Origin of the sequence: Actinomadura nitritigenes (genome assembly GCF_017573545.1) — a bacterium.
In the GTDB taxonomy this organism is placed as follows: Bacteria; Actinomycetota; Actinomycetes; order Streptosporangiales; family Streptosporangiaceae; genus Spirillospora; species Spirillospora nitritigenes.
Window position 1 is genome coordinate 189,631 of the sequence record NZ_JAGEOK010000008.1, and the last position, 16,994, is coordinate 206,624.

Consider the following 16,994-nt stretch of genomic DNA (forward strand, 5'->3'; position numbering starts at 1 on the left):
ACCCATAGTAACTTACTCCGAGTAGGTTACCGCGAGAGGACGGGATATGAGCGAGCGCGCCCCGGCGATCGTCATCATCGGCTCCGGCTTCGCCGGGCTCGGCATGGCCATCCGCCTGAAGCAGTCCGGCTTCCACGACTTCGTCATCCTGGAGAAGAGCGAGGCCCTCGGCGGGACCTGGCACGACAACACCTATCCCGGCTGCGCCTGCGACGTCCCGTCGCACATGTACTCCTTCTCCTTCGAGCTCAACCCGGGCTGGTCCCGGATGTTCGCCCCGCAGCCCGAGATCCGCTCCTACATGGAGCGCACCGCCGACAAGTACCGCGTCCGCGAGCACATCCGCTTCGGCAGCCACGTCGACAGCATGGAGTACCAGGACGACGCGCGCCGGTGGAACGTCACCCTCACCGACGGGACCGTCCTCACCCCCCGGGCCGTCGTCTCCGGCATCGGCGCCCTGCACATCCCCTCGTTCCCCGACCTGCCGGGCATCGAGAGGTTCGAGGGCACCACCTTCCACTCCGCCGAGTGGGACCACTCCTACGACCTCACCGGGAAGCGCGTCGCCGTCATCGGGACGGGCGCGTCCGCGATCCAGTTCGTCCCGCAGGTCGCGAAGAAGGCCGAGGAGCTGGTGCTGTTCCAGCGGACGCCGCCGTGGATCCAGCCCAAGCCCGACTTCACCTTCCCCAAGCCCGTCCGCACCGCGTTCGGCAAGGTGCCCGGCGCCGCCCGCGCGTTCCGCAACGGCATCTACTGGGCCCTGGAGGCCCGCGCGATCGGCTTCACCATCGACCCACGGCTGTCCTTCCCCCAGGAGAAGCTCGCCCGCCGGCACCTGGAGAAGCAGATCCCCGACCCGGAGCTGCGTGCCAAGGTCACGCCGGACTACACCATCGGCTGCAAGCGCATCCTGCTCTCCAACGACTACTATCCGGCCCTGACCCGCCCGAACGTGACCGTCGAGACGTCCGGCATCGCCGAGGTGCGGGAGCGCTCCGTCGTCACGGAGGACGGCGAGGAGTACGAGGTCGACTGCATCGTCTACGGCACCGGGTTCAAGGTGGTCGACGCGCTCAACGAGCTGCGCGTCACCGGCCGCGACGGCGTCAAGCTCCAGGAGATCTGGGCGGACGGCATCGAGGCGCACCGCGGCACCACGATCCCCGGCATGCCGAACTTCTTCATGCTGCTCGGCCCGAACACCGGCCTCGGCCACAACTCCGTCGTCTTCATGATCGAGGTGCAGATCCAGCAGGTGCTCAGCTGCCTGCGGCTGCTGCAGGAGTCCGGCGCCGTCGCGATCGAGCCGAAGCCCGAGGCGTCCCGCCGCTTCAACGACCGGATGCAGCGGCGGCTGCGCCGCGCCGTCTGGCACGAGGGCGGCTGCAACAGCTGGTACCTCGACGACCAGGGCGTCAACCGGACGCTGTGGCCCGGCCACACCTTCGAGTTCTGGGCCGGCAACCGCAAGGCCAAGCCGGAGGAGTACGTCCTCACACGCTAGGCGGCGGCCCCGCCGGATGCGCGGGTGCCGGGGACGTGTTAGGCAGGGGGCATGCCCAAGCCACTGATGCCGCGGCGCCTGCGCCGCATCAACAAGGCCGTCACGAACCGGGTGCAGGGCGTCTACGCGCCCTACCTGCCGCCGCTCGCGGTCATCGTCCACAAGGGGCGGACGTCCGGACGGGAGTACCGGACGCCCGTCACCGCGTTCCGCAGCGGCGACCGGCTCATCGTCGGCCTGCCGTACGGGGCCGACACCGACTGGGTGCGCAACCTGCTCGCCGAGGGGCGCGGCGGGGTGGAGCGGCTCGGCCGCGTCCGGCGGATCGCCCACCCGCGCGTGCTCACCGCCGCCGACGCCGCCGAACTGCCGCCCGCCGCGCGGGCCGTCACGCGCTACATGGACGTGCTGGTCGCCGACCTGGACGGCTGACCTGGACGACCGGCCCGGACGACCGGAACGGACGGCCTGGACGGGGCCCGGCTACTTCTCCGGCGCGAACATCGGCCGGAAGCCCGCGACGAGCTGCCGGACCACCGGCCGCTGCTCGTCGGGCGTGCGGCCGCGCAGGTCGTGGACCGGGTCGAGGCCGTCGTAGTAGGGCGCGAGCGCCAGGAACGGCAGCAGCGTGAGGATCATCGTGGCGAGGACCTGGAGGTCGGCGTCCTCGCGGATGCCGCCCTGCGCCTTCCACAGCTCCAGCGTCGGATGGATGACCTGCAGGTAGTGCTGGTTCGCGGTGTCGCGCACCACCGACCGGACGCTGTTGTCCAGTTCGAAGTTCGTCGCGGCCGTGACCGCCCGCTCCAGCGGGTGGTCGGCCATGTACTCGGTCCAGTCGCACAGGACGTCGAACAGCCACTCGTCGAAGGACTGGTCGAAGTCGACGCGGGCGATCCGCCGCTCCATCTCCTCGCGGATCCGGCGCGACGCCTCGTCGCAGACGAACGCGAAGAACTCCAGCTTGTCGCTGAAGTACTGGAACAGCGACCCCTTGGCGATGCCGGCCTCGCGGGCGATGGTGTTGAGGCTGCCGGTGGAGTACCCGTGCTCTCCGAACTCGCGCATCGCCACCTCGAGCACCCGTTCCCGCTTGGCGACGTTGAGGCGGAACCACGTGGACGTTGGCATGGACCCCTTCGACTTTCCGTCAGGAACCGGTAACCCTGAGGTCAGGATAACCGTCCATCGCATCTCGTGTGAACCAAATGTCACTCTCGCGCGTCGGTCTCCGCGTCCGCGGCCGGCTCCAGGTACCGCAGCGTGAACTCGGCGGAGGCGAAGTCGCCGCCCTGCGGGGTCCCCGGCCCGACGAACGTGTCCGGAATGCCGTGGTCGGCGGCGTCGTCGAGGGGCCGGTAGCCGAGCCGGTCGTCCAGCTCCCAGAACCGCCGCGCGTTCGCCGACACCGCGTACGCCGCGAGGAACCCCGGCGCCGGGACGGTCAGCGCCGCCAGCACGAAGCCGGCGCAGTCCCGGTGGCTCAGCCAGGTCGCCAGGTGCCGCGGCTCGTCCGGCACCGCGTCGAGGCTGCCGATGCGCAGGCACACCACGTCCAGCCCGAACTTGTCGACGTACAGCCGCGCGAGCGCCTCCACCGCGACCTTGCTGACCCCGTACAGGCCGTCCGGGCGCGGCGGCATCTCCGCCGACACCGTCTCGGTGGACGGGTACAGGCCGGTCAGCCGGTTGCTGCTCGCCAGCACCACCCGCCGCACGCCGGTCACCCGCGCCGCCTCCAGCATCCGCTGCGTGCCGAGGATGTTGCCCTCGACCAGCTCGGGGAACGGCGCCTCGTCGCGCACCCCGGCGAGATGGACGATCGCGTCCGCGCCCGCGACGATGTCCGCCGCGTCCGACAGGTCGGTGCGGTGCACCACCTCGTTCGGCGCCTCCGCCTCCAGCGGCACCCGGTCGGCGAGCACCAGCGTGCCCGCCGCCTCGCGCAGCGGCCCCCGCACGGCGGACCCGACCCGGCCCGCCGCCCCCGTCAACACGATCCTTCCCAACGTCATGGTCAGCAGTGTCGCAGTGTTGATGCAATCCCGGCCCAGCGGGCTCGCCTGGCGGCTCGCCCGCTGACCGTGATCGGGCGAGCGCGACCTCGCTTCGCGAGCTTCCCGGTGGGGCTCGCCTTCGGCATCGCCCCACCGGTCAGATAGCGCGCTCGCGTGGCGGTTCGGGTGCGAGCGGGTTCGCTCTGCGGGTCAGGTGGCGTGCTTGCGTGGCGGTTCGGGTGCGAGCGGGTTCGCTCTGCGGGTGGCTAGATTCGTCGGCATGTGCGTGTCCATGGACCGGGCCGCGTTCTCCGGGACGACGCTCTTCGCGGGGCGGCGGCGGCATCCCGAGCACGGCCTCATCGAGGTGCTCGGGTACCAGAACACGGCCGTGAACCTCGCGGGCGGCCCGAACGCGATGCTGCTGCACGTGCCCGCGCGCGCCCTGACGCCGGAGAACTTCCTCGCCCTCCGGCCGGACGAGGCGGACGTGCTGAACCTGATGGTGGACGCGCTGACGCCGGTGCCGGTCGCGACGATGGACTGGATGGGGGCCGCCGGACCCGGCGTGCGGGTGTTCGACCACGACGTCTACACCGTCCTGCTGGCCGAGGACCCGGCCCTGATCCCGGCGGCGCTGGACCGCGTTCCGCCGCACCGGAGGCCGCGACCCGACCCCGAACTGATGGATTTCTACGCGACGCATTTCCCCCGGCACGTGGTCATTCTCTGCTGCTTCGACAATGCGGACGCGCGCCGGGCGAAACCGCTGCTGATGTGGTACGAGCCGGACGATCCGGACCGCGTCGTCGTGCCCGCGCTCGACTGCCACACCGGCGGTGCGCCGCGCCTGGACGAGCCCGTCCGCGCCGACCACTGGGTCGTCTTCGGCGCCGACGGCGCGTCCGGCGAGGCGTGGGAGCCCGTCGCCTATCCCGGGGGAATGCGCTACAGCCTGCGCGAATACCTTCCGGACGCGGTGGCGGGATCGTACGTCTCGGGCGCCGCGCCGAACGGCGACTTCGCGATCGCCTACGACGACCTCCTCGCCGGGCGGCTCGACCGGGTCGAGCGGCTCGCCCCGTCCTGACCGGCCGGTGCGCGTCACCTGATAATCCGGGGCGGCGGCCGGGGGCGGTAATTCGTCGCTCGCTGACAACCTTTTCCGGGCGCCTTGAAACGTCATTCGCCGCCTGATTCAGTCGTCCTGTTGACCGGGTCTCGACGGGTGGAGGTGGGGGCGGGTGCGGATGCGTTCACGGTCGGCCGGCGGCGCGCTGTTCGCGGGGCTCGGGGTGGCGGCGGTGCTCGCGGTGTCGGGCGCGTCCCCGGTGATCGCCGAGCCCGCGCCGTCCACCTCTCCGTCCGGGGAGTCGCCGTCGCCGACCGACAGCCCGTCGCCGACCGACACCCCCACGCCGACACCGACGGACTCGCCGACGGGCGACCCGACCACGCCGCCGCCGGACACCGGCTCGCCCACGCCCACGCCGCCGGACAGCTCCTCGCCGGCGCCGTCGCACACGCCGACGCACGCCCCGGGCGACCCGCACGATCCGGGCCGGCCGGCGAAGCCGGTGCTGTCGGTCGCGGCCACGGTGTCGTCGGCGACGGTCCGCCCCGGCGGCTCGATCACCGCCACCGTCCGGGTGTCGGCGTCCGGCGCGACCGCGTCCGGCGCCGTGCTCCGGGCGTCGGTGACGGGCGGCGCCACGGCCACCCCGTCCGAGCAGGGCCTCGGCGGAGTCGGTGCGGGTGGGACGTCCGCGACGGTGACCGTCCAGGTCCCGTCCGGGGCGAAGCCGGGGACGATCCGATTCACCGTCCGCGCGTCGGCGTCGCATGCGGCCGCCGAGACCCGGACCTACACGATCGTCGTCACCGAACCGTCCGGCGCGCTGCCGCCCGGGATCAGCGCGGACGCGCTGCCGCCCGGCGTCCCGCCGGTCACCCCCGAGGGCGTGCCGGGCGGGCTGACCGGGCCGGACGTCGTGCTGCCCCCGGTCGTCGGCCCGCAGACCGCGCCCGCGCCGATCGCACCGGTGCCGGTGGCGAACCTGCGGGCGCTGCCCCGGGACTCCTCGGACCTCGACGACCTGACCGCCCTGCAGGCCGGCGTGCTCGCCGCGATGGCGTCCTCGGTGACGCTGCTGCTGCTCAGACTGCGGCTGGCCCGCCGGGAGGGAGTCTCGCCCCGGCGGCCCGGCCGCGTCCACCTCCGGTTCCGCCGAGCCCGTCCCCGCCTCGACGGGCCGCCGGTGCGGCCCGTCCCGCCGCGGCCGGTGCGGCCCCGGCCGCGCCCCGCCGCCCCGCCGCCCGTGGCGGTGTGGACGGTCGCGTCGTGGACGACCCCGGAGGCCCGGGCGGCGCTGCGCGCGGAGGCGGCACCGAAGCTGGACTGGCGGAGACCGGAGCCGCAGCCGGAGCCGGAGCCCGCCGCGCGGCGGCGCCGGAGCGGGCGCGCCCGCCGCGGCCCGCGCCTGGCGCTCCTCCCCGCCCGCGCCCGCTGAACCGCCGTGCCGGGCGTTCGCGGCGGGGCCCCGCCCGTCCCGGGAGCCCGGGACGGGGACGCCGCGTCAGCGGGCCAGCCGGATGAGGATGCGGCACACCTCGTCGATGATCTCGGTGGCGTCCGCCTCGTCCTCGGCCGTCGCGATCTCCCGCCCGGCCTCGCCGATCACGGTGGTCAGCACCAGGCTGAGCACCTCACCGGCGCGGCCCGCCGGGGTGCCGGCCGTCCCGTGCAGCAGCTTGGTGTTCTGCGCGATCCAGTGCTGCGCCCGGCTGCGGCGCATCAGCGACGAGCCGGACGGACCCTCGCCGCCGTGGAACAGCCGCGCCGCCTCCCGCCGCTCCCAGCACACCCGCAGATAGGCGCGGGCGCCCGCGATGAACAGCGCGATCGGGTCGTCCTCGCCGGCCTTGCGGGCGGCGGACACGGCCTGCGCGGCGCTCCGCTCCTGCTCGTCGGTGAGCTCCTCCCACAGCGCCACGTACAGCCCGGCCTTGCCGCCGTAGTGGTGGTACAGGCTGCCGACGCTGATGCCGGACCGTTCGACGATCTCGGCGATGCCGGCGTCGGCGTAGCCGCGGTCGGCGAACACCCGCTGCGCCGCGGTCAGCAGCGCCTGCCGCGTGGCGTCCGCGCGCGCCCACTGCCGCCGGTCGGTGCCGGCCTCGCCCGCGCCGCCCGCCTGGCGCGCCCTGCTCGTGGTCATCCCCACATCGTGCCCGGATCGCGGCCCGGCCACCAGCACGCGGCGCCGGCCGCGTCCCGGTCCGGGCCGGCCGCGCCCCGGAACCGGCCGGCCGCGCCGCCTGCCGACCGCGACTCAGTACCAGTGGTGCGCCGACCACCAGGACCACGCGCCGCACGGGTCGTGGTAGCGGGCCTTGATGTAGCCGAGGCCCCAGGCGATCTGCGTGGGGGAGCTGGTGCGCCAGTCGGGGCCCGCGCTGGCGAGCTTGGAGCCGGGCAGCGCCTGCGGGATGCCGTACGCGCCGCTGCCGGGGTTGACGGCCCGCTCGTTCCAGCCGCTCTCGTGGTTCCAGAGCGTCAGCAGCGACGACCAGCAGTTGCCCCAGCCCTTGGCCGCGTTCATCTTCTTGCCGTACGCCTTGTTCTCCGTGGCGCTCGGGTTGGACTTGGCGAGCCGCTCCTTCTCCTTCTCGGCCTTCAGCTTCGCGCGCGCCGCCGCGTCCTTCTTGGCCTGCTCCTTGAGCTTCTTCATGTACGCCTGGTGCTCCTTGTAGGCGCGCTCCTTGGCGGCCGCTATGGAGTCGGCGGTGACGGCGTCCATGTCGAAGCCCTGGAGATGGGCGAGCATGTCGTTGGTCGACAGGCCGCTCGACGCGGCCTTCGGCGGCTCGGCCCCGCCGAGGACCTTGTCCCAGTCGACGAACGCCACGGCCCCGGCGAGCACCGCGATGCCCGCGACGGTGATGGTGACGTTGTGCGTGAGCAGCTTCCAGGCCCGCCGCCGCTTTCCGGGGCCGGAGCGCGCGGGCAGCGCCCGCGCGTCCTCCCCGGACGGTCCGTACGGGCCGGACGCGTCCGGCGGGGCGAGCGTGTCGAGCGACTCGGGGGACGGCCGGGGCGCGGGGACCCGGGCCTCCCGGCGACCGCCGGCGCCCCGCTCCCGGGCCCGCCGCCGACCGCCGCCCCGCTGCTCGGAGCGGGTGCGGTCGGAGGCGGAACCGGTGCGTCTGCGCGTGCCGTGACTCTGTGGCATAGGAGAAGACTGCCTTATCGCCCGGGTCTTGTGTTGTCGATGACGATGTACGCAGGCGATGTCACAGCCGGTTCACCGCGCCTCCCGGCCGGCTCCGCCCGGTCAGAGCTCCAGGTCGCCGGCCGCGAGCCGGGCCGGCTGGAGCGCCTCGAACAGGTCGCGGTGCATCCCGTCGAACGGCGCGAGCGCGCCCTCCGGGTCCTCCAGCGCGAGGTTCGCGGCGTTGACCCGCTCGCGTCCCGCGGCGGTGATCTGCACGAGGGTGGCGCGCCGGTCGCGGGGGTGCCGGGCGCGCTCGACGAGCCCGGCGGCCTCCAGTTGGTCCACGGTCAGCTTCACGGTCGTCGGATGCATCATCAGGATCCGGCCGAGGGTGCTGAGCCGGGCGTTGCCGTGCCCGATGAGCGCCAGCGTGGTCAGCAGGAAGTAGCCGGTGCGGCTCAGCCCGAACCGTTTGAGCTCGGTGTCCAGCGCCTTCTTGAGCATCTGGTGGAGCCGTTCGACCGAGCTGATCGCCATGAACGGCCACGGCCCGCCGGCCATGCCCTGCCCCGACCAGCGGTCCCTGATGCCGGTGACCAGCGGGTCCACGCCGTCCTCCCGGGCTTGTTCCGCGCCTCGCCGCGCCTCGATACGCACGCCCGAGATCGTAGCTTCGGACAAATCATGATGTAAGTACTCGCTTCTTAGAACTTCTTCCAATAGAGTGCTCCAGATCACAAGCGGGACCAGAGTGTCCGTGTGACCCTGGTGGTCCCGTGAGTGGTACCGGTCTCGACCGAGACCACAGGTGGCGCGGAACACCCGTAGGACAGCGGCGCCCCCGTGGCAGGGCAGGGAACCGGAGTATCGGATGAGCGCCGACGTCCGAGAACGAAGGAGGCTGGGATGACCCTTCACGCACCCCCCGCGGGGGAGGGCACCGGCTGATGGCCCTGAGCCTGACGAAGGCCCCGGACCTGGCACGCAGACGGGTCGAGCGCGCGCTCGACGAGACCGGGCTGCTGTGCGTGACCCTCCTGGAGGGGCTGCGCCGCACCTGGGACCTGCGGCAGTGGTGGGGCGAGTTCGTCGAGCAGTGCTGGTTCCTCGCCCGGGTGACCAGCGTGCCGGTGATGCTGATCGCGGTGCCGCTCGGCGCCACCATCTCGTTGCAGGTCGGCGACATCGCCCGGCAGCTCGGCGCCCAGTCGGGCACCGGCGCGCTGCTGACCGCCGCGATGATCCAGCAGGTGGCCCCGCTGGCCGCCGCGCTGCTGGTCTCCGGGGTCGGCGGCTCGGCCATCACCGCGGACATGGGCGCCCGCAACATCCGCGACGAACTCGCGGCCATGGAAGTCATGGGCATCAACCCGATCCACCGCCTGGTCACCCCCCGGCTGTGGGCGGCGAGCATGGTGTCCGGCCTGCTCTGCTCCGTCGTGATCCTGGCGGGCGTGCTCGGCGGCTACTACTTCAACGTCATCCAGCAGGGCGTCAGCCCGGGCGCGTTCTTCGACGGCGCGACGACCCTGCTGCAGTTCTCGGACCTGGTGATCACCCTGTTCAAGGCGTGGATCTTCGGGTTCATCGCCGCCGCGGTCGCCTGCTACATGGGCATGAACTGCGATCTCGGACCGGTCGGCGTCGGCCGGGCGGTGAACAAGGCGGTGGTGGTCACCTCGATCGTGGTGTTCGCCACCAACTACATCCTCACCATGATCTACCAGGTCCTGTTCCCCCCGAGGTTCTGATGGTCGCCATTTCCCCCGTACGCAAGCTGGGCCGGGCCGTCAAGGGCCGCACCGCCGGGCTGTCGGCCTCGGCCAACCTGCCGATCTTCCTCGGCCGGGTGCTGTACCACCTCCTCTTCGACATCATCATCCGGCGCAAGTACGGCAAGACGCTGGCCAAGCAGGTCAGCGACATCACCGTCGGCGTCGGCGCGCTGGTGATCGGCGGCGGCATGATCTTCGTCATCGCGACGATGTCGCTGGCCACCGGCGCGATGGTCGGCCTGCAGGGCTACCCCGGACTCGAGCGCATCGGCGCGGAGGCGTTCACCGGGCTCGTCGCCAGCTACTCCAACGTCCGCGAGGTCACCCCGATCATCGCGGGCGTGGCGCTGGTCGCGCAGGTCGGCACCGGCTTCACCGCGGAGATCGGCGCGATGCGCATCTCCGAGGAGATCGACGCGCTCGAGGTCATGGGCATCAACTCGCTGGCCTACCTGGTGTGCACCAGGGTCGCGGCCGGCGTCATCGCCCTGGTCCCGCTCTACCTGGTGTCGCTGTTCATGGCGTTCTTCGCCACCCGGTTCATCACGATCCAGTACTTCGGCCTGTCGCCCGGCATCTACGACTACTACTTCCACCTGTACCTGCCGCCGATCGACGTGTTCTACAGCGTCATCAAGGTCGCCGTCTTCGCGTTCATCGTGATGTTCATCCACTGCTACCGCGGCTACTACGCCGCGGGCGGCCCGGTCGGCGTCGGCGTCGCCGCGGGCCGCGCGATCCGGGAGTCCACCATCCTGATGATCCTGATGAACCTGCTCCTGTCGTACATCTTCTGGGGCCACGGCAGCACGGTGAGGCTGACCGGATGAGCGACGAGAGCCTCTCCTCCCGGTCCCGGACCATCTTCGGCCTGGTCGGCGCCGGCGTGATCGCGGTCGCCGCGGTCGCCGTCGGGATCTCCACGACCCCGTCGTACGCGGGCTCCACCTACTACGACGCGACGTTCGGCACCGCCGGCCAGGGCCTCGACCCCGGCAAGTCGGACGTGAAGATCCGCGGCATCGCGGTCGGCGCCGTCGACAAGATCAAGCTCGACCGCGACGGCCGGGTGACCGTGAAGATCCGCGTCGACAAGGGGATCCGGGTCCCCGACACGGCCACCGCGACGATCGAGCCGGTCTCGGTGTTCGGGCCGAAGGACCTGGTGCTGGACCCCGGCGCGCACGAGCTGTCCGGCCCGTTCCTCAAGGACGGCGGGAGGGTCGTGAAGACCTCCGACCCGCAGGACCTGTCGCAGACGGCGTGGCCCGCCTACAACCTCACCAAGGCGATCAACCCGGACGAGGTGGAGACGATCCTCCACACCCTCGGCGCCGGGCTGTCCGGTGAGGGGCCGGCGGCGCGGCGGCTGATCCAGAACGGGTCGACGGTGGTGGACGCCACCTACGCGGACCGCGCGTACATCCGGGCGCTGCTGAACGACATCAACGGGCTGTCGGGCACGCTCGCCGCGCACGGCGACAACGTCATCCGCTTCACCGGCGACTTCAACACGCTGTCGCAGGTGATCAACGCGAAGCCCGACAAGATCGACCAGCTGCTGACCCAGGCGGGGCGGCTCGGCGACACCGTCGGCACGACGATGCGCGGGCACGGCGCCAACCTCGGCAAGATCATCGACAACGTCGGCGGGGTCGCCGCGACGGTGCGCTCCGAGAACGACAAGCTGCCGGTGCTGATGGACAGCCTCAACGGCTTCTTCGCCCTGCTGGCGCGCATCATCCGGATCCCGGGGCCGTCGGGCACCACGATCGCGCAGGCCAAGGAGGCGCTCAGCCTCGACCTGTGCCAGGTCTTCATCGACGTGTGCACCACCGACCCGTTCCAGCCCAAGGGCGGGACGGCGACCACGGCGGGAGGGCGGCCATGAGCCCGGTACGCGGCAAGGCCGCGCGCGGGCCGGAGTACACCACGATCCTGAAGTTCCTGGTGTTCCTCGTGGTGACCCTCCTGCTGACCTTCTACATCGGGCAGCAGATCCTCGGCACCAGCTTCAGCTCCCGCTACAAGCTGACCGCGACGTTCGACGACGTCACGGGCCTGCTCACCGGCGACGAGGTGAAGGTGGCGGGGACGCCGGTCGGCCAGGTGAAGAGCATCAAGGTGGTGCGCGGCAAGGCCGTGGTCGGGATGGCGGTCGACAAGGACGTCCGGCTGCCCGCCGACTCCACCGCCGCCGTCCGCTGGCGCAACGTGATGGGCCAGCGGGTCATCTACCTGGAGCCGGGCACCAGCCCCGCGAAGCTCGGCAACGGCGCCCGGGTACCGCACACCCGGTCGGTGGTGGACCTCGGCGAGATCCTCAACAACCTCGGCCCGCTCACCCAGAGCCTGGACCCGAACCAGCTCAACAAGATCCTCTTCTCGTTCTCGCAGGCGCTGGACGGCAACGAGCAGAACATCGCGCTGCTGACCGACAACCTCGACGCGCTGCTGCAGACCTTCGAGGCCCGCCGCGACACGATCAAGGGGATGATCGACAACTACGAGACGGTCAGCGACGCGATCGCCAAGCGGGACACCCAGATCGCGGCGAGCGTCGACAACCTGGCGTCGCTGACCGGCGTGTTCGCCGACAACCGCAAGCTGCTGGAGAACGCGGTCGTGCAGATCTCGGGCGTCACCACCAACCTGAACGCGGTGCTCGGCGGCAACGACGCGCAGCTCGCCCGCATCATCGACAACCTCGGCAAGTTCAGCGACACGTTCCGGCTGAACGTCGACCAGCTGGAGAAGATGGTGCAGCAGCTTCCGCTGACCCTCCGCGAGCTGTTCGCCTCCGCCAACGGCGGGCACTTCCTGCGCACCAACGCGCTGTGCCTGAACGTCGTGCAGGGGCCGTGCCCCTTCCCGATGCAGCTGCCGAAGGCGCCCGGCACGAAGCAGCCGTCCAAGCAGGACCTGACCAAGCTGAAGGCGATGCTGACGGGGAGTGGCGGCTGATGGCGCTCAAGTCCCTGCGGGACGTCAACCAGCGGCTCGTCGCGATCGTGACGCTCGCGGTGCTCGCCGCCGCGCTGATCTTCGCGTTCGCGATCGGCCAGCTCCACCTGTTCGACCAGGGCTACACGATGAGCGGCTACTTCTCCGACCAGGCCGGCATCAAGAAGGGCGACGACGTGCGCGTCGCCGGCGTGAAGTCCGGCCGGGTCACCGGGGTGGAGGCGGACTTCGCGCACGGCCGGGTCCTCATCACCTGGCACGTCAACGCCGGCATCGACCTCGGCCGCGACACCCGCGCGGAGATCGAGACGACGACGCTGCTCGGCGGCCGCTACCTGAAGCTGTCCGGCCCGGTCGCCAGGCCGTACCTGGCGAGCCTGCCGGAGTCCCGGCGGCGGATCCCGCTGGAGCACACCGGGGTCCCGTTCACCGTGCCGCAGGCGCTGGAGAACACCCAGAACATCGTCGGGAAGCTCGACGAGAAGAGCATGACGAAGCTGCTGTCGGAGGTCGCGGCGATCAGGTCGCCGGGCGCCGCGAAGCTGCACCGGGTCCTGGAGAACATCCAGGACCTGTCGCGCACGCTCAACGACTCCTACCCGCAGATCCAGAACCTGATCGAGGCCAGCAAGACCATCACCGGCACGCTGGCGAGCAAGGACGACAAGCTCCGGGAGATCATCGACTCCAGCCAGGTGCTGCTGCAGTCGCTGGTGAACCGGCGCAACGAGCTCGCCGCGACGATCGGGCAGGGCAGCCGGACGGTCCGCACCCTCGACAACGTCATCTCCAGGAACCAGAAGAAGCTGGACGCGCTGCTGGACAACCTGCACCTGCTGACCACCCGGCTGGCGCCGAACATGGACGCGCTGAACACCGACTTCTCGCTGCTCGGCCCGACGTTCCAGCAGGTCGCGAACCTGAAGGGGAACGGGCCCTGGATCGAGGGCGTGCTCACCGGGCTCGGTCCGATCCAGCCGCCGGGACCGATCTCCACGCGGCGTTCCCCAGCCGGGCAGGGAGGCAACTGATGGGCCGCCTCATTCCGACGAAGCCGGCCGGGGAGGCGCGGGGCGTCCCCTCGCGGGCGAGGCCGGGCGGACGGGCCCGGCCGGCGCGGGCCGTCGCCGCGGCGCTCGCGCTGGCGCTCGCCGCCGCGCTCGGCGGCTGCTCGGTCGGCTCGTCCGGCGGGGAGCGGACGATGACCGTCTACGTGCCGAAGGCGCGCTCGTTCTACCCGCAGTCGAAGGTCCTGGTGATGGGCGTCGACGTCGGGCGGGTCGACACGGTGAAGCAGCTGGACGACAAGATCAAGGTGACGTTCCACATCGGCCGGGACGTCCCGCTGCCGCAGGGCGTGCAGGCCTCGATCGTCCCGCTGAACCTGGTCGGCGAGCGGAACCTGGTGCTGCACCCGGCGTGGCGGCCGGGCGAGCCGAAGGAGACCTCCAACGTCATCCCGATCGAGCGGACGACCGTGCCGGTCGAGGTGGACGACGCGCTGAACTCCTTCACCAACCTGGCGAACGCGCTCGACCCGACCAAGATGCAGACCGCGCTCGGCAAGGCCGCCGACTCGGTCAACGGCAACGGCAAGGAGTTCAACGCCACGCTGGAGCAGAGCGCCCGGCTGGTGGAGAACGTCGCCGGGCAGGACAAGGACCTGATCGAGGTCGCGCAGAACCTCAGCAGGATGGCCGGGGTGGTGCGGGGCCGCGAGCAGGTGCTCGGCACCATGATCCAGGACTTCGGGCAGGCGACGCAGGTGCTCGCCTCCGAGCGGGGCGACCTGCAGGAGCTGATCGGCGCCGTGCTGGACCTGTCCAAGAACGGCGACAAGCTCCTCAAGAGGTACAAGGGGCAGCTGCCCTACGACCTCGCCGTCCTCACCCGGGTGGCGCTGGTGCTGAAGGGCAACGCCAAGCAGATCGCGCAGCTGCTGAACGTGCTGCCGAGCGTCAGCGCCGCCCTCATCGGCGGCTACGGCAAGAAGGACAAGTCGCTGCACATCCGGTTCGCCACCGACGCGTTCGTGCGGACGTGGTTGAAGGGCCTGATGGACTCCGACGAGGTCGCCTGCCCGCTGCCCGCGCCCAACTCCAACTGTCCCTGGCAGAACGGAGGCAACTGATGGGCAGGAAGGTCGTCTTGCTCGTCCTCGCCACGGTCCTCGCGCTCTCGGGCTGCAACTACAAGACGGTCGGGGCGCCGAAGGGGCACCTCACCCTGACCGCCGAGTTCAACGACGTGCAGGGGCTGGTCGCCGGGCACAGCGTGAAGATGTCCGACATCACGATCGGCAGCGTCACCAAGGTGGAGCTGGACGGCTACCGCGCCAAGGCGACGCTGTCCATCAAGGACGGGATCAGGATCCCGCAGGGCACCCGCGCCGAGATCAAGGTGACGTCGCTGCTCGGTGAGAACTTCGTGGACCTGCAGATGCCGCCGGGCGCCAGCATGGACCGCGGCCCGTTCCTGGCGAACCACGCGGCGATCACGCAGACCAGCGTGCAGCCGGCGTTCGAGCAGGTCGTCGGGCAGGCGGGCCCGCTGGTGCAGGCGCTGGCCGGCAACGACGTGGCGACGGTCGTCAACGCCGGCGCCACCGCGCTGGACGGCAACGGCACGCGGCTCAACACCTCGATCGCCAAGGCGACGAGCCTGCTGAAGCTGGTCGCGGACCAGCGCGAGCAGCTCGGCGAGTCGGTCGACCACCTCGCCAAGCTGGGGCGGTCGCTGGCCGCCGGGGACGACGCGCTGAACGAGGCGCCCGTCCAGATCGAGCGCACCACCCGGCTGCTGGACCAGGACAAGCAGAAGATCCTCGGCACGGTCTCCAAGCTGACCGAGGCGGCCCGGCAGCTGAACGACAAGGTGCTCGAAGGGCGGGTCGCCCGGTTCCGCAAGCTGCTGGACGACCTCGACCCCGTCCTCGCGCAGCTCGGCAACAACCGCACCCGGCTGACGAACCTGGTCAACGGGCTGGTGACCTTCACCGACAAGCTCCCGAAGGCCAGCTACGACGGGCAGCTGCTGCTGTATCCGCTGCTGAACATCCTGTGGCCGGACGGGACGCCGGTGCTCGGCGGCGACAAGCCCGCGAAGAAGAAGGGCAAGGCGGCGGGCGGCGGCAGCGGCGGCGCTGGGGGCACCGAGCTGCCGAAGCAGTTCCGGACCGCGTTCCCCGACCTCGACAAGATCCTGCAGGGGCGGCAATGACCAGGCGAGTGACGATCAACCTGGCGGTGTTCGGCGCACTCGCCGTGATCATGATCGTGTGGGCGTTCCGGAACGTGGTGCACTTCGACTTCATCGAGCGGCCGTACCACATCACGGCCGAGTTCGAGTCGTCGCCGGGCCTGCACCCGAACTTCGAGGTCGACTACCTCGGCCTGCGGGTCGGCAAGATCGACTCGGTGAAGCTGCAGGGGAACAAGGTCGTCGTCCGGCTCGACATGGAGCGCGGGGTGAAGATCCCGCGCGGCGTCACCGCGGCGGCGGCCCGCAAGTCCGCGGTCGGCGAGCCGGTGGTCGAGCTGACCCCCGCCCCCGGGCAGGCGGGCGCGCCGCCGATGAGGCCCGGCACCGTCATCCCGGTGTCGCAGACGAAGGTCCCGCCGAAGTACAGCGACCTGTTCGGCGCGGTCATCAAGTCCCTGAACGCCATCAACCCCGACGACGCGAAGGTGCTCACCCACGAGCTGTCGGAGGGGTTGGCGGGCCGCGAGGACTCGATCCGCCAGATCGTCAACGGCGGCGACCAGCTCACCCAGACGTTCGCGCAGAACACCGAGCTGCTGGACGGGCTGACCCGGGACCTCGGCAAGATCACCAGCGTGCTGAACCGGAACCGGGGGGCGCTCGGGGCGGGCATCGACAACGTCGCCGCCCTGACCTCGGCGCTCGCGCAGATGCGCGGCCAGCTCGCGGAGCTGCGCGACCGCGGCCCCGGCCTGCTGTCCACCGTGAACCAGCTGCTGGACGAGACCGGCCCGAACTTCGACTGCACGGTCGACATGCTCGGCACCTGGGGCATCTCCGCCTACAACCCGAACTACCTGTCGGACCTGAAGACGACCCTCGCGGTCGCGCCGCAGCTCAAGACCGTCCTCGACAACGTGATCGGGCTGGACCAGGGCAAGCCCGTGCTGAACGTCATCTTCGAGATCACGCTGAAGCACCAGGCGGCGCTGGAGTACAAGTACCCGCTGCCGCAGCCGCAGCTGGCCACCGTGCCGACCTGCGCCGGGGGCCGGACGCCGGACCTGGACGTCAAGCAGAACACCTACCGGGCGAAGAACCCGGGCGACGTGATCCCCACCCACGATCCCGCGCTCGACAAGCCGCTGAAGGCCCGGAACGCCGCGAACAACGGCAAGGACTCTTCTGGTGGGCCACCGGCTTGGCTAATCTACATTCCCCCGGTTCTGGCATTGATGGTGCTGATCAGGGTCATGATGGGCTCGGTGCCCGTGGTGTCCCGCCTGTCCCGGCTTCGCCGCCGGCACAAGGACTGACCCCAATCCCCGTAGGA

18 protein-coding genes are annotated in these 16,994 nt (G+C 71.1%); 12 read left to right on the top strand and 6 right to left on the bottom strand.

Annotated elements, in window-relative coordinates; all coding sequences use genetic code 11:
- Positions 1 to 46: 46 nt before the first annotated feature.
- Positions 47 to 1,510: a flavin-containing monooxygenase gene (locus J4557_RS14350; RefSeq protein WP_208267004.1), complete on the top strand. Its 1,464-nt coding sequence runs from the start codon at positions 47 to 49 to the stop codon at positions 1,508 to 1,510.
- A 51-nt stretch (positions 1,511 to 1,561) separates the two neighbouring features.
- Positions 1,562 to 1,942 (top strand): nitroreductase family deazaflavin-dependent oxidoreductase, encoded by a 381-nt coding sequence (locus J4557_RS14355; protein ID WP_208267005.1) that lies wholly within the window; start codon positions 1,562 to 1,564, stop codon positions 1,940 to 1,942.
- Positions 1,943 to 1,993: 51 nt separating this feature from the next.
- Here J4557_RS14355 and J4557_RS14360 read toward each other — a convergent pair whose 3' ends face one another.
- Positions 1,994 to 2,641 carry a TetR/AcrR family transcriptional regulator gene (locus J4557_RS14360; RefSeq protein ID WP_208267006.1) on the bottom strand — a complete coding sequence of 216 codons (648 nt, stop codon included), beginning with the start codon at positions 2,639 to 2,641 and terminating at the stop codon, positions 1,994 to 1,996.
- A gap of 80 nt (positions 2,642 to 2,721) precedes the next feature.
- A complete protein-coding gene (locus J4557_RS14365) occupies positions 2,722 to 3,525 on the bottom strand; it encodes an NAD-dependent epimerase/dehydratase family protein (RefSeq protein WP_208267007.1) in 804 nt (267 codons plus the stop codon).
- A 262-nt stretch (positions 3,526 to 3,787) separates the two neighbouring features.
- Here J4557_RS14365 and J4557_RS14370 point away from each other — a divergent pair, with 262 nt between their 5' ends.
- A complete protein-coding gene (locus tag J4557_RS14370) occupies positions 3,788 to 4,597 on the top strand; it encodes a hypothetical protein (protein WP_208267008.1) in 810 nt (269 codons plus the stop codon).
- Positions 4,598 to 4,705: 108 nt separating this feature from the next.
- Here J4557_RS14370 and J4557_RS14375 read toward each other — a convergent pair whose 3' ends face one another.
- The gene (locus tag J4557_RS14375) at positions 4,706 to 5,221 is read right to left on the bottom strand and encodes a hypothetical protein (protein WP_208267009.1); all 516 of its coding nucleotides are present in this window, start codon (positions 5,219 to 5,221) and stop codon (positions 4,706 to 4,708) included.
- A gap of 58 nt (positions 5,222 to 5,279) precedes the next feature.
- Here J4557_RS14375 and J4557_RS14380 point away from each other — a divergent pair, with 58 nt between their 5' ends.
- Positions 5,280 to 6,017, top strand: a complete 738-nt coding sequence (locus tag J4557_RS14380) for a hypothetical protein (RefSeq protein WP_208267010.1) — start codon at positions 5,280 to 5,282, stop codon at positions 6,015 to 6,017.
- Between the two features lie 66 nt (positions 6,018 to 6,083).
- On the opposite strand, the gene J4557_RS14385 is transcribed toward J4557_RS14380, so the two are convergent.
- From J4557_RS14385 to J4557_RS14395, 3 genes are all read right to left on the bottom strand, one after another.
- A complete protein-coding gene (locus tag J4557_RS14385) occupies positions 6,084 to 6,725 on the bottom strand; it encodes a TetR/AcrR family transcriptional regulator (RefSeq protein ID WP_208267011.1) in 642 nt (213 codons plus the stop codon).
- Positions 6,726 to 6,839: 114 nt separating this feature from the next.
- On the bottom strand, positions 6,840 to 7,739 hold the full coding sequence (locus J4557_RS14390; RefSeq protein WP_208267012.1) for an aggregation-promoting factor C-terminal-like domain-containing protein: 900 nt from the start codon (positions 7,737 to 7,739) through the stop codon (positions 6,840 to 6,842).
- 102 nt (positions 7,740 to 7,841) lie between these two features.
- On the bottom strand, positions 7,842 to 8,378 hold the full coding sequence (locus tag J4557_RS14395; protein ID WP_307799776.1) for a MarR family winged helix-turn-helix transcriptional regulator: 537 nt from the start codon (positions 8,376 to 8,378) through the stop codon (positions 7,842 to 7,844).
- A 290-nt stretch (positions 8,379 to 8,668) separates the two neighbouring features.
- On the opposite strand from J4557_RS14395, the gene J4557_RS14400 reads away from it, so the two are divergent.
- From J4557_RS14400 to J4557_RS14435, 8 genes are read left to right on the top strand one after another with little or no spacing between them, the layout of a single operon-like run.
- Complete coding sequence (locus J4557_RS14400) at positions 8,669 to 9,472, top strand: MlaE family ABC transporter permease (protein ID WP_151543100.1); 804 nt, start codon at positions 8,669 to 8,671, stop codon at positions 9,470 to 9,472.
- The gene (locus tag J4557_RS14405) at positions 9,472 to 10,326 is read left to right on the top strand and encodes an ABC transporter permease (RefSeq protein ID WP_190865920.1); all 855 of its coding nucleotides are present in this window, start codon (positions 9,472 to 9,474) and stop codon (positions 10,324 to 10,326) included. The genes J4557_RS14400 and J4557_RS14405 overlap by 1 nt, the downstream gene beginning before the upstream one ends.
- Positions 10,323 to 11,387 (top strand): MCE family protein, encoded by a 1,065-nt coding sequence (locus J4557_RS14410; RefSeq protein ID WP_208267013.1) that lies wholly within the window; start codon positions 10,323 to 10,325, stop codon positions 11,385 to 11,387. Before J4557_RS14405 ends, J4557_RS14410 begins: the two co-directional genes overlap by 4 nt.
- On the top strand, positions 11,384 to 12,460 hold the full coding sequence (locus tag J4557_RS14415) for an MCE family protein (protein ID WP_208267014.1): 1,077 nt from the start codon (positions 11,384 to 11,386) through the stop codon (positions 12,458 to 12,460). The genes J4557_RS14410 and J4557_RS14415 overlap by 4 nt, the downstream gene beginning before the upstream one ends.
- Positions 12,460 to 13,491: an MCE family protein gene (locus J4557_RS14420; protein ID WP_208267015.1), complete on the top strand. Its 1,032-nt coding sequence runs from the start codon at positions 12,460 to 12,462 to the stop codon at positions 13,489 to 13,491. Before J4557_RS14415 ends, J4557_RS14420 begins: the two co-directional genes overlap by 1 nt.
- Complete coding sequence (locus tag J4557_RS14425) at positions 13,491 to 14,591, top strand: MCE family protein (protein WP_208267016.1); 1,101 nt, start codon at positions 13,491 to 13,493, stop codon at positions 14,589 to 14,591. The genes J4557_RS14420 and J4557_RS14425 overlap by 1 nt, the downstream gene beginning before the upstream one ends.
- Positions 14,591 to 15,679 carry an MCE family protein gene (locus tag J4557_RS14430; protein ID WP_208267017.1) on the top strand — a complete coding sequence of 363 codons (1,089 nt, stop codon included), beginning with the start codon at positions 14,591 to 14,593 and terminating at the stop codon, positions 15,677 to 15,679. Before J4557_RS14425 ends, J4557_RS14430 begins: the two co-directional genes overlap by 1 nt.
- Entirely contained in the window at positions 15,676 to 16,977 is a 1,302-nt protein-coding gene (locus tag J4557_RS14435) for an MCE family protein (protein ID WP_208267018.1), read from the top strand. Before J4557_RS14430 ends, J4557_RS14435 begins: the two co-directional genes overlap by 4 nt.
- Positions 16,978 to 16,994: the final 17 nt, after the last annotated feature.

Coding starts and splice junctions, on each gene's coding strand:
- J4557_RS14405 (WP_190865920.1), top strand. CDS start 9,472: ATGGTCGCCATTTCCCCCGTACGCAAGCTGGGCCGGGCCGTCAAGGGC.
- J4557_RS14410 (WP_208267013.1), top strand. CDS start 10,323: ATGAGCGACGAGAGCCTCTCCTCCCGGTCCCGGACCATCTTCGGCCTG.
- J4557_RS14365 (WP_208267007.1), bottom strand. CDS start 3,525: ATGACGTTGGGAAGGATCGTGTTGACGGGGGCGGCGGGCCGGGTCGGG.
- J4557_RS14415 (WP_208267014.1), top strand. CDS start 11,384: ATGAGCCCGGTACGCGGCAAGGCCGCGCGCGGGCCGGAGTACACCACG.
- J4557_RS14360 (WP_208267006.1), bottom strand. CDS start 2,641: ATGCCAACGTCCACGTGGTTCCGCCTCAACGTCGCCAAGCGGGAACGG.
- J4557_RS14370 (WP_208267008.1), top strand. CDS start 3,788: ATGTGCGTGTCCATGGACCGGGCCGCGTTCTCCGGGACGACGCTCTTC.
- J4557_RS14350 (WP_208267004.1), top strand. CDS start 47: ATGAGCGAGCGCGCCCCGGCGATCGTCATCATCGGCTCCGGCTTCGCC.
- J4557_RS14385 (WP_208267011.1), bottom strand. CDS start 6,725: ATGACCACGAGCAGGGCGCGCCAGGCGGGCGGCGCGGGCGAGGCCGGC.
- J4557_RS14430 (WP_208267017.1), top strand. CDS start 14,591: ATGGGCAGGAAGGTCGTCTTGCTCGTCCTCGCCACGGTCCTCGCGCTC.
- J4557_RS14355 (WP_208267005.1), top strand. CDS start 1,562: ATGCCCAAGCCACTGATGCCGCGGCGCCTGCGCCGCATCAACAAGGCC.
- J4557_RS14425 (WP_208267016.1), top strand. CDS start 13,491: ATGGGCCGCCTCATTCCGACGAAGCCGGCCGGGGAGGCGCGGGGCGTC.
- J4557_RS14435 (WP_208267018.1), top strand. CDS start 15,676: ATGACCAGGCGAGTGACGATCAACCTGGCGGTGTTCGGCGCACTCGCC.
- J4557_RS14400 (WP_151543100.1), top strand. CDS start 8,669: ATGGCCCTGAGCCTGACGAAGGCCCCGGACCTGGCACGCAGACGGGTC.
- J4557_RS14420 (WP_208267015.1), top strand. CDS start 12,460: ATGGCGCTCAAGTCCCTGCGGGACGTCAACCAGCGGCTCGTCGCGATC.
- J4557_RS14390 (WP_208267012.1), bottom strand. CDS start 7,739: ATGCCACAGAGTCACGGCACGCGCAGACGCACCGGTTCCGCCTCCGAC.